General features: G+C 66.2%; 13 protein-coding genes and 2 pseudogenes. 4 read left to right on the top strand and 11 right to left on the bottom strand.

The genetic code is table 11. From position 1 onward, the window contains the following. Positions 1-678: ABC transporter permease subunit (locus tag VMJ11_RS01515; RefSeq protein WP_325616203.1), on the bottom strand; the 678-nt coding region annotated here is incomplete at its 3' end. 593 nt (positions 679-1271) lie between these two features. Here VMJ11_RS01515 and VMJ11_RS01520 point away from each other — a divergent pair. Continuing rightward, entirely contained in the window at positions 1272-1496 is a 225-nt protein-coding gene (locus VMJ11_RS01520) for a hypothetical protein (RefSeq protein ID WP_325616205.1), read from the top strand. Between the two features lie 424 nt (positions 1497-1920). Here VMJ11_RS01520 and VMJ11_RS01525 read toward each other — a convergent pair whose 3' ends face one another. The 3 genes from VMJ11_RS01525 to VMJ11_RS01535 form a co-directional block, all read right to left on the bottom strand. Next, complete coding sequence (locus VMJ11_RS01525) at positions 1921-2382, bottom strand: hypothetical protein (protein WP_325616207.1); 462 nt, start codon at positions 2380-2382, stop codon at positions 1921-1923. Between the two features lie 179 nt (positions 2383-2561). Further along, entirely contained in the window at positions 2562-3014 is a 453-nt protein-coding gene (locus VMJ11_RS01530) for a zinc-finger-containing protein (RefSeq protein ID WP_325616210.1), read from the bottom strand. Between the two features lie 264 nt (positions 3015-3278). Beyond that, positions 3279-4553, bottom strand: coding sequence for an MFS transporter (locus VMJ11_RS01535; RefSeq protein WP_325616211.1), 1275 nt, complete (start codon positions 4551-4553; stop codon positions 3279-3281). A 109-nt stretch (positions 4554-4662) separates the two neighbouring features. Between VMJ11_RS01535 and VMJ11_RS01540 the strand changes: the two are divergent. After that, positions 4663-5050 (top strand): annotated as a pseudogene (locus tag VMJ11_RS01540) (DUF2325 domain-containing protein); the annotation flags it as partial. A 43-nt stretch (positions 5051-5093) separates the two neighbouring features. On the opposite strand, the gene VMJ11_RS01545 reads toward VMJ11_RS01540, so the two are convergent. Further along, on the bottom strand, positions 5094-5696 hold the full coding sequence (locus tag VMJ11_RS01545; RefSeq protein WP_325616213.1) for a nitrogen fixation protein NifQ: 603 nt from the start codon (positions 5694-5696) through the stop codon (positions 5094-5096). 39 nt (positions 5697-5735) lie between these two features. Then, positions 5736-6164 carry a TOBE domain-containing protein gene (locus VMJ11_RS01550; RefSeq protein ID WP_325616215.1) on the bottom strand — a complete coding sequence of 143 codons (429 nt, stop codon included), beginning with the start codon at positions 6162-6164 and terminating at the stop codon, positions 5736-5738. 200 nt (positions 6165-6364) lie between these two features. Here VMJ11_RS01550 and VMJ11_RS01555 point away from each other — a divergent pair, with 200 nt between their 5' ends. After that, complete coding sequence (locus VMJ11_RS01555; protein ID WP_325616228.1) at positions 6365-7246, top strand: extracellular solute-binding protein; 882 nt, start codon at positions 6365-6367, stop codon at positions 7244-7246. After that, entirely contained in the window at positions 7243-9087 is a 1845-nt protein-coding gene (locus tag VMJ11_RS01560) for an ATP-binding cassette domain-containing protein (RefSeq protein ID WP_325616217.1), read from the top strand. The genes VMJ11_RS01555 and VMJ11_RS01560 overlap by 4 nt, the downstream gene beginning before the upstream one ends. Before the next feature lie 409 nt (positions 9088-9496). Here VMJ11_RS01560 and VMJ11_RS01565 read toward each other — a convergent pair whose 3' ends face one another. The 5 genes and pseudogenes from VMJ11_RS01565 to VMJ11_RS01585 all read right to left on the bottom strand — a co-directional run. Continuing rightward, positions 9497-10519, bottom strand: a complete 1023-nt coding sequence (locus VMJ11_RS01565) for a hypothetical protein (protein ID WP_325616219.1) — start codon at positions 10517-10519, stop codon at positions 9497-9499. A gap of 562 nt (positions 10520-11081) precedes the next feature. Then, the gene (locus VMJ11_RS01570; RefSeq protein WP_325616221.1) at positions 11082-11696 is read right to left on the bottom strand and encodes a thioredoxin fold domain-containing protein; all 615 of its coding nucleotides are present in this window, start codon (positions 11694-11696) and stop codon (positions 11082-11084) included. Between the two features lie 157 nt (positions 11697-11853). After that, complete coding sequence (locus tag VMJ11_RS01575) at positions 11854-12408, bottom strand: hypothetical protein (protein WP_325616223.1); 555 nt, start codon at positions 12406-12408, stop codon at positions 11854-11856. Positions 12409-12603: 195 nt separating this feature from the next. After that, entirely contained in the window at positions 12604-13083 is a 480-nt protein-coding gene (locus tag VMJ11_RS01580) for a nuclear transport factor 2 family protein (protein WP_325616225.1), read from the bottom strand. 148 nt (positions 13084-13231) lie between these two features. After that, a pseudogene (locus VMJ11_RS01585) lies at positions 13232-13840 on the bottom strand (TetR/AcrR family transcriptional regulator); the annotation flags it as partial. Positions 13841-13869: the final 29 nt, after the last annotated feature.

Raw genomic sequence — 13869 nt, forward strand, 5'->3', positions numbered from 1 at the left:
CGGCAGCGTGATCGTGTTGTTGCCCACGGTGATCGCTTCGGACGCCACCACGAAGAACCAGCCGCCCGACATCGACATCATCATGTTCCAGATGAGGCCCGGCATCGAGAACGGCACTTCGAGCTTCCAGAAGCGCTGCCAGCCCGTGAGGTGGAAGCCGCGCGACACTTCGTCGAGATCGCGCGGCACTGTGCGCAGCGACTGGTAGAAGCTGAACGTCATGTTCCAGGCCTGGCTCGTGAAGATCGCGAAGATCGCCGCGAGCTCCGCGCCCAGCACGCGCGAGGGAAAGAGCGCGAGGAAGAACGTGACCGTAAATGAGATGTAGCCGAGCACCGGCACCGATTGCAGGATGTCCAGAATCGGCACGAGCACGACGCCCGCGCGGCGGCTCTTCGCGGCGAGCGTGCCGTAGACGAGCGTGAACACGAGCGAGGCGACCATCGCCGCGAGCATGCGCAGCGTGGTGCGCAACGCGTACTCGGGCAGCCTCGCCGGATCGAGCGAGATCACCTCGGTCTTGAGCGTCGAGATGGGCGCCATCGTTTCGTGAAAGCCGATGGCCGCCATCGCAATCAGACAGATGATGAGCGGGAACGCCACGAAGTCCCAGCGGTTGGGCAGCACGCGCCACGCCGAGGCGTTGGCCGTGCGGTTCAGGTTGAAGCTGAACTCCATTAGCGGCCTCCGTTGGCAGGTACAAGCGTGAGTACAGGCGCAGATACACGCGCCTGCGCGAGCGAGCCGGCGCAGGCGCGCGCTGCGCGGCGGATCGATCGCAATGTGTGGTGGAACTGGTTCATGTCGAAAACACCGGCGTTTAGTGGTTGCGCGAAGCCCTCGCGCGGCGCGTACGGCCGGCTGGGCCGGTAGAACGTACGCGCGGGGATCGTAGGATCAAGGTGGGATCAGACCCGGAACACACGTGCTCGCAAGTCTCGCCAGCGCGCGGCGAGTCGCGATTTCCCGCAGGGCGGCGGGGCCGGCGCGCGCTCACGGGCGCCGAGTACGTCGGGATGGAGCGTGTGTTGTGTTTGCGGCAGGTGCGGCAGAAGAAGGCCGAAGTTCATACTGGTTCTCCTTGCGTCACAGGGGACGCATTCGGGAGGAAAGCCAGCAGACCGGCAGCGCGCTATCAGCACGCAACGGCGCACGTCTGCCCGCTTTCCTCAGTGCAATTCAAAAGGAAGCGGCATAACGGACAACTGTCACTGTCAGACATCGGAACTCCTTATCGTCACGGCGGCTGACCCCGCAGGCCGCGCTCGAGCATGAGGCTCGAACGCGAAACGGCCCGGGGCAACGCATGTGTCGATCCGCTCGTCGCGCCGTTGGCGAAACAAACGAACCGTGCCGCGAGCGAACATGGCTCACGGCGCGATGTCGGCCACGCGCGGCGCGTCAAAGCGCTGCGGCGTCGGTCGACGCTAAAAAGAGTGCACGAGAATTTACTGCTGGACGCGCACCATCTGCCTGGCTGGCAAGACGGCGGCTGAGAAGAAAGGGAGCGCGGACGTCCTGCCGGTCAGGCAGCGAAACTGTTCGAAGGTCGACTACTGCTACTGTCCAAGGCGTCAGCCCCTTTTGTTAAGACGGGCGAATTTTAGTCACGCCACCTGTCCGAAGTCAACACGATTCGCTTCCGGCGTCAAATCTCGTGCCAATGTCGCCACAGCGCCCGCTGGCCGCCTCACCCGCGGCACCGGGAGGGTGTGACAGGGGCCGCCCCGCGATTTTGGGGGCGCATCGCCGGCTGCCTTCGGTCATGCGCGTCGATCCGGCTCGTCTCTCAAAGAGGGATCGTTCGTTGCACCGTACTGCTTACTGTCCACTGCCTGGGAACCTGGGCGACGGCGTACATCCGGAGCGCAATCCGCGTACCCAGCGTGAGCAGCCGTGCCGCCCACTGCTATTCCCGTTTCATGCGCTTTTGCGCATCGCTTGCTCGTTGCCTTCACCCGCGCCCATGCGCTCGAGCCGCTCGCTCGCCTGGGTGAGCACCCACAGCGGGGCGCTCTGCAACTGGCGGTCGTACACGGTCACGAGCTGCGCGAGCACCTCGAAGCCGGCCTCGTCGAGCCGCCAGCCGCCACCCGCATTGCCGCGCTCGAAGCAGTCGATCAGCGCGGCATCCGCCATGCGCACCCGCTCTGGTTCGAGCTCGCCGTAGCCGGCCCCGGCGATCGATTGCGCCAGTACATGCGCGTGCAGCAACGCGCGCGCGTCGTCGCCGGTGCCGCCCCGGCGTAGCGCGGCGAGCGCGAGATGCACTTGCAGAGCGAGTTCGTCGGCGACGACATGCGGCATCGGCAATAGCATCGATTTGTTGCGACGCGCCCGACCAGCTTGCGAGCGCTGCGGAAAGAGGATCGTCCTGGCCATGGAAACGGGCACGTTGATTCTGTTCCGTGCAATAACGGCACGCCGCGCCGAAGGTTAAGCGTGGACCATCAATTCGATGTGTAACGATCGGTGACAGCTATGCGGCGCGCATCGGAGCGACGGGCGATGGGCGATGGGCGCGACGGCCACGACGGCCGTGCGCGCGCGTGGCGACAGCCTCAGCGTGCCTCGCCCTCGCCGTGCCGCGCGGCCATGAACGCTTCGACGTGCGCAATGGCCTGCTCGCACTGGTCGAGCGTGAGCAGATGAATGGAAGGATTGGGCAAGTCAAAGCCCAGTTCGCCAGCGATCCAGCGTATCGCCTTGCCGCGCGCCTCGAAGGCGTTGACCTTGTCGCGACGCATCTTCGCGGCGACGAGCGGTTCGAGTGCGTCATGCAGGCGGCTCTTGGCGTCGCGCAGGGCGGCGTTCGCGAGCCGGCCGAGCGGCACGTTGCGCGTGCTGCGCGCGGGCACGCCAATCCACGCTTCGCACGGTGTGCAGACCCAGAGCGGGCCGTGATCGTCGCGATACGGGTAGGCCTCGTCGGGAAAGCGCGCGAGTACCGCTTTCGCGCCGCAGTAGTCGCAGAGCGGCTGCGGGAGTGCCTTGACGGGTCGGCCTACGCGCATACGGCGCTCCTTGGGGCCAGGGTCGAATGTTCCATGACGTGATCGGTGAATAAAAGAAACGGCGGCTCGCTTCGCGCAGCCGCCCGGCAACTCCCCTGAATGGGACAAGACAAGACCGCGGTGAGCGCAGAAGACCCAACCATTCCAGTCGACAAGCATAGCGGCAAATGCCGCTGCGTTGCGTCGGCGGGACGGGGGTGCCGCAGCCAGCGCACGAGGCTGCGCGCAAACCACGCCACGGCCGTGGCACGGCTACCGCTGCTGTCAGCCCACGCTCGCGGTGGTACGCGTCTCTTCGCGTTCGAGCGAGCGCGTGTCGCGCAGGGCCGGGAACAGCCGCATCCACAGCAGCGCGACGCAGATCGTCGCCACGCCGCCAACCAGTACGGCGCGCTGCGCGCCCCACCAGCCGGCGGTCAGGCCGGATTCGAACTCGCCGAGCTGATTCGAAGTGCCGATGAAAAGCGAGTTGACCGCGCTCACGCGGCCGAGCGTTTCGGAAGGCGTGCGCAACTGCACGAGCGAGGTGCGCACGACCACGCTCACGACGTCCGAGGCGCCGAGCACCGCCAGCGCGATAAGCGACACGACGATGTTGTGCGATAGCCCGAACGCGATCGTCGCGCAGCCGAACACGATCACGCCGGCGAACATCGCGCGGCCCGGCCGGTGGCGCAGCGGAAAGTGCGCGAGCCAGATCGAGCCAGCCAATGCGCCGGCAGCCGACGCCGATCGCAAGAGCCCGAGTGCGATGGGGCCCGCATGCAGGATGTCGCGGGCGAACACGGGCAAAAGCGCCGTCGCGCCGCCGAACAGCACGGCGAACAGGTCGAGCGACAGCGCCCCGAGAATGACCGGCTGCGAACGGATGAAGGCAATGCCCGAGAACACCGATTCGAGCGTGACGGGCGCGCGGGCGGGTGGTTTCGCGCGCATCGGGATCGTGCCCGAGAGCGTGGCCGCCGCGGCGAAAGCGAGCGTGCAGGCCATATAGGCCGGCGTCGCGCCGATTCCATAGAGCAGGCCACCCAGCGCCGGTCCGACGATGTTCGCGGTCTGGTTTGCCGAGGTCGACCACGCGGTCGCGTTGGGCAGTTGCGAACGCGGCACGACGCCTGGCAGCAGAGACGAGATGGCGGGCGACTCGAACGCGCGCGCCGCGCCCACGCAGGCGGCCAGCGCGTAGATGAGCGGCGCGCCCAGCCAGCCGCCCAGCGTGCCGGCGGCAAAGGTCAGCGCAGCGGCGCATTCGACCAGTTGGCAGACCGATGCAATGCGCCGCCGGTCGTAACGGTCGGCCACGTGGCCGACCACGAGCGTAAGGGCGAACATCGGCAGGAACTGCGCGAGGCCGACGAGACCGAGCGCGAACGCGCTGTGCGTGAGCGCGTAGATGTGCCAGCCCATCGCAACGGCGAGCATCTGGAACGCCACCGACGACAACACGCGCGCGCCATAAAAGCGCTGGAAGCCGCGATTGCGCGCGAGACTGGGAGGGTCTTCGGAGACCTCGTCCGAAGCCGGGGAAGGAGTGGTCATGAAGAGCAGGGGAAAAGCGGCAAGCCGCAAGCGAGCCGCGGCGCAAACCTGCAATTTTAGTTCATGCGGCGCGGCACCAAAGGAATACAACGCCGCGCGACTTGTGTGGGGCCGCCGCATTGTGTACGTGAGCGGGCGGCCGGGCTCGAATCACGCGTTCAGGCGCTGGGTGGAATCGGCGGGGGGCGAACCGACTGTGCACGACGGCGGCGTGGAGGATAGCAAGGGCTTGCTCGCGGCAGCGCTCGCGGGCGCGGATCTCGCGGTGTTTCCCCGTCGACGGCATCGATCACGATTCGATGAATGAGCTCAAGCGCGTATGCGAACGACACCAGGTGACATATCACCCGCTACGCACAGCGAGCCTTGCAAGCTTCGTCAAACTAATGATGCGGCTGCACGCCTGCGCTGGCGCCGGCGTGCCGCTTCGCGTGCGATCTTTCAGGGGTTGGGTCATGCGCGCAAGCACACACGGTACGTGCCGCGCGCCTGGCTGAACGGCCAGGCTCTGATCCCAGGCTCGTCCAATGCGAACAAACTCTAGCGCCCGGCGGGAAAACAGAAGGCGAAGTCCTCGCAGCCTGGGCAACCGGGCGCGGGACCGGGTGTCGCGCCCACCGCCCGCGCGAGTTCGCGTGCAAGCAGCTTTTTCCAGCGCAGGCCTTCGACGTTGCGCGCCACGACCTCGGGAAAGAAGCGCTCCAGCATGTGCGTGACGTCACCGCGGCCGCGCAGGCCGAGATCGCGCCACAAATGATCGGGGCGCAGGCACGCCTGCGCGATGATCGCGGCGAGGCAGCGCGCGTCGTCGGGGTCGGACTGCGGCGTGGCCAGTGATATGAGGAAACCGGACATCGCCGTGGCGAATGCGGCATGCGCCGCATCCGTGATGACGTGTGCGCGCAGCGCCCCCTGCGCCACCGCACCCGCGAAGTGGCGTGCGCCAAGCGCCTCGAGCTGCGCCTGCGATAACCCGAGCAACGGCAATTCTCCGCGCACCTCGCGGGCCGCGACGAGCCGCGCGAAGAGCCAGGCGTCGGGCGTGCGAGGTGCCGCGGGCGCACCCGTCAGCGCGTCGCAGCGCGCGGCGGCGAGCTGATCGAATTCGCAGGATTGCGGCTGCGCAGTCGGGTCGTGACTCATGGCGCGGTTACATGCAACCGGAGCGAGCGCACTGGCCCGTCAGGCGTCTACGCCGACGATCACGCTCGACGCCTTGAAGAGCGCCGTGGCCGGCTTGCCTGCCGCGAGGCCCAGGCGATCGACGCTGTCGTTGGTCACGATGGCCGCGACCTGCGCCCCGCCCGGCGCCGCGAGCACGACTTCCGCGTTCACCGCGCCCTTCGTGACCGAAGACACCGTGCCCTCGACGACGTTGCGCGTGGACACCTTGCTCGCGTCGCCGTCGACCATGAGGATCACGGACGATGCCTTCACGAGCGCGAAGGCCGGCTTGCCGGCGGCGAGACCGAGCGACGCGGCGCTGCCGTGCGTGATGATCGCGACGATCTCGAGCCCGCCCTCGGCGCGCAGCGTGACTTCGTCGTTGACGGCGCCGGCCTTGACGGCGCCGATCTGACCGGAGAAATGGTTACGGGCGCTGGTACGCATGACAGTCTCCACGGGATGACCGGCCTGTGAGACGCCGGTCTCGACGATTGAACGAGGGAACTCAGCGGGACTCCCAGTTTAGCCGCGTCAGTGTGACGCGCGCGCCTGGGCATCCGCAAATTCGCCATTCGGATGAGTACATATCTCGGCAGACCATCGTAATATATGAGCCTTTATAACGGTACGGGGTGTCGAATATGTTGATCCGCAAGCTGCTGGCCTCAGTCGTCGTGATGACCGGTGTGATCGGTGCAAGCGCCAGTGCATTCGCCGACGACAACGACGTCAACGTGCTCTACGCAGGCTCGCTCGTGAACCTCATGGAAAAGAGCGTGGGCCCCGCGTTCGAAAGGGAAACGGGCCTGCGTTTCAGGGGCTATGCGGCCGGCTCGAACAAGATCGCCAATGAAGTGAAGGGCAAGCTGCGCCGCGGCGACGTATTCATCAGCGCAAGCCCGAAGGTCAACGCGGGCCTGATGGGCGAGGAAAACGGCAACCACGTTTCGTGGTACGTCAATTTCGCCGAATCGCCGCTGCTGATCGGCTACAACCCGAAGAGCCGCTTCGCGAACGACTTCAGGACGAAGAAATGGGATCAGGTGCTGCAGGAGCCGGGCATCCGTCTTGGCCGCACCGATCCGAAGCTCGATCCGAAGGGCGCCTTCACCGTCGAACTCATGACGAAGGCCGCGCAGGCGTACAACCAGCCCGATCTCGTCGAGAAAACGCTCGGCGCGCCGGAGAATCCCGAGCAGGTGCTGCCGGAGGAAACGCTCGTCGGCCGTCTGCAGTCCGGCCAGCTCGACGCGGGCTTCTTCTACTCGACCGAGACCTCGGACCTGAAGATTCCGTCCATCCATCCCGCGCCCGAACTGAAGATCAAGGCGAACTACACGCTCACGATCCTCAACGACGCGCCCAATAGCGCGGGCGCCGCGCGCTTCGTGAACTTCCTGCTCTCCGCGCAAGGCCGCACGCTGCTCGCCGAGCATGGCGTGGATGTGACGAAGCCCACCGTCAATGGCCAGGTCGAGGCGATCCCGCCGTCGGTGCAGGCCGTCATCGACGCCGCACAGCAATGACGCAACCCGCACAGCGGGCCGCGAGGCCGCTCTGGTGGCTGGGCGCGCTGCTCGCGGTCTACCTGTGCGCGCCGTTCGTCGCGAGCATCCCGCAGATCGGCCAGGCGGACTGGGCCGGCGTCGACTGGCGCACCACCTGGTCGGCGGTCGGCGTTTCGGTGGCCAGCGCGAGCGTGGCGTCGCTCGTCATCCTCGTGGGCGGCGTGCCGCTCGGTTACTGGCTTGCGCGTTCGCAAGCGCGCCGCGTCGCGCTGCTCGGCTTCGTCGTGCAACTGCCGCTCGCCTTGCCGCCGCTCACGAGCGGCGTGCTGCTGCTGTTCCTCATCGGGCCATATAGCGGCATCGGCCAGTTCTTCGGCGGCACGCTCACCGACTCCTTCACGGGCATCGTGCTCGCGGAAACCTTCGTGGCCGCGCCCTTCCTGATCGTCGCGGCGCGCTCGGCGTTCACCGCCGTCGATCCCGTCTACGACGACGTCGCCGCCACGCTCGGCCATCACGCCGGCAGCCGCTTCTTTCGCGTCACGCTGCCCATGGCCTGGCCCGCCATCCGCGCGGGGCTCGCCCTCGCCTGGCTGCGCGCGTTCGGCGAATTCGGCGCGACCGTGATGGTCGCATATCACCCGTATTCGCTGCCCGTCTACACCTATGTGGTGTTCGGCGGCCAGGGCCTGCCCGCGATGATGCCGCTCCTGCTGCCCACGCTCGCCATCGCGATCGTCTGCGCGGTGCTCTCCGTGTACAGCCGCGGCGCGCGCTCCACGCTGGCGGCGAATCTCGACAACGGCGACGAGCTCGCCAGTTTCACGCCGGCCGCCACGGCGGCGGAGCACGCCGATCTGCGTCTCGCCTTCGCGGCGCGGCGGCATCTCGGCGCGTTCACGCTCGATGTCGCGTGGCGGCCGCAAACCCGCCGGCTCGCCATTATCGGGCCGTCGGGCTCGGGCAAATCGCTCGCGCTGCGCATCATCGCCGGGCTCGAGCGCAACGATGCCGGCTCGGTCACGCTCGGCGCAACCGACCTCGGCGCACTGCCGCCGGAGCGCCGCCAGATCGGCTACATGCCGCAGGACTACGGGCTCTTTCCGCACATGACGGTGGCGCAACAGCTGGCGTTTCCCGTCGACGCCGACGCCGCCAGCGCACGCTACTGGCTCGCGCACCTCGGTCTCGACGCGCTCACGCAGCGCCTGCCGAGCCAGCTTTCATTCGGACAACGGCAGCGCGTCGCGCTCGCGCGCGCGCTCACGCGCCACACCCAGCTGCTGCTGTTCGACGAACCGTTCGCCGCACTCGACACGCCACGCCGCCGCCGTCTGCAGCAGTCGTTGCGCGCCTTGCAACGCGAGATTGGCGCGGTAACGGTGATCGTCACGCACGATCCCGACGAAGCGGCCCTGCTCGCCGACGAAATCCTAGTCATCGAACAGGGACGCGTACTGCAGGCAGGCCCGGTGGCCGAGGTATTCCAGCGGCCGGCCACGCCGCGCGTGGCCGAATTGCTCGGACTGCACAACGTCGGCGAGGGCGTCGTGCTGGCCGACGGCTCGATCGGGACGCCGAAGGGCCTGCGCCTGCCCTGCGCCGATCCTGCGCTTGCCGTTGGCATGCGCGTGATGTGGCGTGTCTCGCCGCGCGCGCTCGTCGCGACGCCCGGTGGCGCGTGGGAGGGGCGCATCGCCGGTACGTCGCTGCGTCACGGCGACCGTTACGTTGCAGTCGAGATCGCGGGCGAAACCTTCGACATCGCCGCCGAAGATGCGCCGGCAACGCAAGCCGGGGAACTGCGCTTCGCGATCGACTCCAATGGCGTGCTGGCATGGCCGGCGCCCAACCCCTGAAAAGACTCACCTTTCGTACCGGAGTGCGCGCAGCGGCATCTCGCCCGGCGATGAAAAAGCCCCTTTCGAAGGGGCTTTTTGCGTAAACGGTTAGCGCTTCGAAGCACGTTTTCGCACCTTGACGCACCGTCGCGCGCTGATCCCGAAAACCCTCACCTTTCGATTCTTCGTGCAAGAACGTGCAAGTTTTGGACTGCAAATGCCTGGCACACAGCAAGATTCGCATCCCTTAACCTGGGACTACCAGGAAAATCTTGCGCGCCATATTCAAGCGCTTCGGTATATCGGGACCACGAAACGTCGGCAACCGGTGCGCAGATAAGGTGATTGCCGAACGCCCCGGCAACGAACCGTTGCGATGCTGGCGCTCATCTCCCGAATCTTCTCACCTTGGAATGCGCCACCACGACTAGATCACGAAACGGCTGTCCTCGTCGAGCAGGCGCGGAAGTGGCTGGAGATCGGCGCGCGCAAAGCGAACGAGCGAGAACGCGCGCACGCCCTGCGGACTCGCCGGCAGGCGCGCGAGCGCAAAGACGATCGACACGCTCGCGCGCGGTCCGCCGTTTTGGAGCACGACGTTCATCGGGCTCAGACAGACTTCGCGCATTTCGACGTTCGTGTATTGCGCCGGACTCGCGAGCACTTCGCAGATCACGGCGAGTTCGTGTTCGAGCGCTTCGCTCTTGAGCCCGAGCGCGGCAAACTCGCGCTCGTTCCCGGCAATCTGCGCTTCGATGCGCGACACTTCGGCGGCGTTTGCGAATACCTGGTCGCCCAGCATCTTGCGCGTGCCCGCGCCGTGACGCGTGAGCAGTTGCAGGCGCGTTCTCAGCAGCGCGCGCTCCTGTTCGAGCGCGTCGCGGCGGGTCTCGTCGGCGCCAATCCGCTCGAGCGCTTCCAGTGCGATCTGCTCGACCACGCGCTGCACGATCTGCTCGCGCAGATCGCTTTCCGTTTCGCCGCACACGCGCACCTGGTGGTCGTCGAAGCTCAACGTGGTTTGCATGACGTCCTTGTGCACCTGGTCGCCACGCTGCTCGACGCCGAAACCGCGACGCTCGTTCATTGCCATGCCGAGCACCGCGTACGTCTCGCGCGCGAGCGGATGCTCCTCGAACCATGCGTGCAGTTCGTGCGAGCGGCTCAGCACGTGCGCCACTTCGTCGGGTGCGGCAAAGAATGCGTGAATGTAGGGGTCGCTCATCCACGTCGCGGCGCTCGCCTCGCGCGCGGGCGGCACGCGGTTCAGCACATCGCGCACATAGTCGACCGAATGTGTGAGCGCGGGCGCGATCCGCTCGCGCCAGTCGGGCACGAGCTTGAGCGTGGGGCTCAACACGAGTAGCCGCTCGATCAGCGCGCGGATTTGCGGCGATTCCGGCGCCTGCTTCGCGCGGTGGCGCGGCCAAAGCCAGTCCAAAATGCTCATGGGAAACTCCGTTGCAGACCGCCCGGGCGCGGCCGGGTCTGGAGCAGGGCAGAAGCAACCGCCAACGGCGGCGATTCGGAGGTTCGCTTGCGGGCGAGGTACTCACCAGGCACCGGACGCACGGCGAAGCCTCCTGTCGCAAGCGAATATACCCCGAATCCCCTCGCGCCCACGAGGAGACTGCCGCGCCGCAGCAACGACATGCGCTGTGTCATGCTCCCGGAAACGCTCACCTTTGTGTTGCGCATGACGGGCCACGCTCGCTCGAGCATTGCCGCGCAACATCGTGTCGTGAGGGGCTCTCATGCATCAATGGCGGCTCTACGCACCACTCCCGTAAACGCTCACCATTGCGTTTCACGGTGCAAAGTCGCGCGCGGTATTTCTCACCAACCTTCTCACCAGCAAGCGCTGCCTTCCCACGATGTCGCCCAATGCATAGCGTCGCCCGCGAATTAATCTGCATTCCAACCCATTGCGTGCAGGAATGAAGACCCACACGCCGGCTTTCCTTGCGCTTTCAACGATCGTGCTGCGCGTGCGGTGATAGCCAGGCGCGCGATCAGCGATAGCGTTGCAGTTCGGGATCGGTGATGGGTTGTGCGGGCAGGTTCAGCATGCCCGGCAGTTCGCTCAGCTTCGGCAAGCCGCTGATATCGGCCCAGCGGCCACCCGAACCTTGATAGACGAGCGTGGGCGTGCCATCGAAGCCCAAGTCCTGGAACACCTTCATGTTGCCGTCGAGCCGCGTCTGGTCAGCGGCAGGAACGTGCGCGAGCGGTGCAATGCCGCCCGACTCGTCCTTCTCCGAGTAATGCGTCTCCAGTTCCTTGAGCAGCGCGGCACCGTCTTTGGCCTCCAGCAAGGCAGCGGCCTTGCCCGCCGAATCGGGCTTCAGAAAGCCCATCGGAATCCAGTGCACCTGAAGGCCCGCAGCTTCATACGGTTGCAGCGCCTTCCACACCAGGTGGCAGTAAATACAGTTTGGGTCCATGAAAACATAAAGCGTCGACTTCACGTTCGAGCCGCTCGCTCCCTCGACAATCGCACTCGCACTCTGGAACCTTGCAGCCGCCGTTGCCGGCAGCCATGCGGTTTCCGGGGCGTCGGCAGCCATGGCGGATGCCGACACGGTCAGTGCGGCTGCGGCGATCAGCATGCGTGTGAACTTCTTCATTCGTTTCCTCTAGCCTGAATTGCGCATCATGTCACGCGCCCTCGAACGCGAAGCGAAACATCTTAGGGTCGCGCCATGGCGCGTCCCTGACGCCAATATGGCAAAGCGGTCAGTTTGAGCGCAAAGGTGAGTGTTTGCGGGAGGCTGTTGCGCCGCCCTAGAACTTCACCCGCAGTTGAAACCCGATGGTGAAAGGCAGGTCATCGGAAGGGATTGGTGGAATCACGATGAAGTTCACGCCTACTCGCTTGTACGCGACCATCACGATCGGCGCGGCCACAGGACCGATCGTATGGTTGCGACCGAGGCCCCAGTTGCCGTAGTTGTAGCCGGAAATGATGCCGCCCATCGCCGCGAGACGCACGAAGCCCCAATGCAGGAACTCGGGCGCCCACACCGCGCCGCCGTAATACGACGGCCGCCGCAACGAGTTACGAAAGCCGCCGGCGGTGAGCGCCCACGTGTCGCCCGGCCAGCATTCGATGCCGAGACCCGGGTTGAACTGCTCGAAGTCCTTGTCGGGATGAATGTGGTACGAGCCCACCATCGCGTCCACCCAGAGCCCCGAACTGCACCAGTTCGCGGCGCGCGCCGTCTGCGCCGCGCCCAGTAGCCACAGCGGCAATAGCAGCAGGGCGAGAGCCGCACTTTCTTTTGTCTTCTTCGTTTTCCTTGTCGTTGCCGCGCTACCTTGCTTCTGCCAAAACCGCATGGGCTCTCCGTCCTTTCTTGCGCCGATACGCTACGGGTCGTCTGTCTTCTTGTTGCTGGTTCGGGGGGAACACGAACTGTACCGCAACCCGATGCGCGCGCAATGGAGTCCATGCTCGGATCGGGCGACTCACTCGCTATCGCTCGTCGCAGCCATCATGGCAGCTTCGTGAGTCGTCCCGATGAAAGCGGCGCTTCAGAGGCCGAGATCGCTCAGGCCCGGATGGTCGTCGGGGCGGCGCCCGAGTGGCCAGTGAAAAAGGCGATCCGACTCGCGGATCGGCAGGTCGTTGATGGACGCGTGACGGCGCGCCATCAGGCCCTTCTCGTCGAATTCCCAGTTCTCGTTGCCATACGAGCGGAACCAGTTGCCCGAATCGTCATGCCATTCGTAGGCGAAACGCACCGCGATGCGATTGTCCGTGAACGCCCACAGTTCCTTGATCAACCGATAGTCGCGCTCACGCGCCCATTTGCGCGTGAGGAACGCGACGATCGCCTCGCGGCCCGTCACGAAATCGGCACGATTGCGCCATACGCTTTGCGGCGTGTACGCGAGAGAAACGCGTTGCGGGTCGCGCGTGTTCCATCCGTCCTCAGCGGCACGCACTTTCTGGATGGCGCTCTCGCGCGTGAATGGCGGCAACGGCGGACGCACTTCGGTCGAATCACTCATGGTCTTGCTCCTTGTGTTGGACGGCGCGCCGGGATGGCGCGCGCGAACCGGATGCACTACGGGAATCGTGGACACCGCGCTGTGCTTTCGATGAAGCGCGCGTGCCACGTGGGGTTTGTGTCGGGTGTGTCGAGCGTGCCGGGTGCTCACTGCCTCGAGGCGCGAGGGCGGCGAGCAACGATCGGCCCGCCGCGCGTGCGTCGAGCGCGGCGTCAGCGTCGCCGCTCACGAGCGCCACGCCGATGGCGCCATCGATCAGGATCAGCCATTGGCGCGCGAGGCGCGCGGCGACGCGGCCGTCCGAACCCGCCGCTGCAGCCCAGGCGTCGCTTTGCTCGCGCACGAATTCGAGCACGCGTGCCTTGTGGGCTCGCGCGACCACGCGTACGGGATCGTCGGGCGAAGCGGTTTCGCCGGCCGCGTTGAGAAACGCGCAGCCATGAAAGCCTTCGGACACGAACCATTCGCGCAGCACGTCGAACATGCCGATCAGGCGTGCCTGCGGCGTGCGCCCTTTCGCGAGCGTGCCCGCGATGAACCAGCGCATCCAGCGCTCGTCGCGCCGCGCGAGCGCGGCCGCGACGAGTTCGTCTTTCGACCCGAAATGCGTATAGAAGCTCTTGCGCGCCGCACCCGACGCACGGACGATCGCATCGACGCCCGTCGCGTGTATGCCGCCCGCGTAGATGAGCGCCTCAGCGGCGTCGAGCAGGCGCTCGCGTGCGTCGGGCTGGGGCGCTTCGGTGTTCGGGTTCATGGCGTTTATCGATCAGCAGTTTCACGGAG

Origin of the sequence: Paraburkholderia sp., from assembly GCF_035501035.1 — a bacterium.
GTDB lineage: Bacteria > Pseudomonadota > Gammaproteobacteria > Burkholderiales > Burkholderiaceae > Paraburkholderia.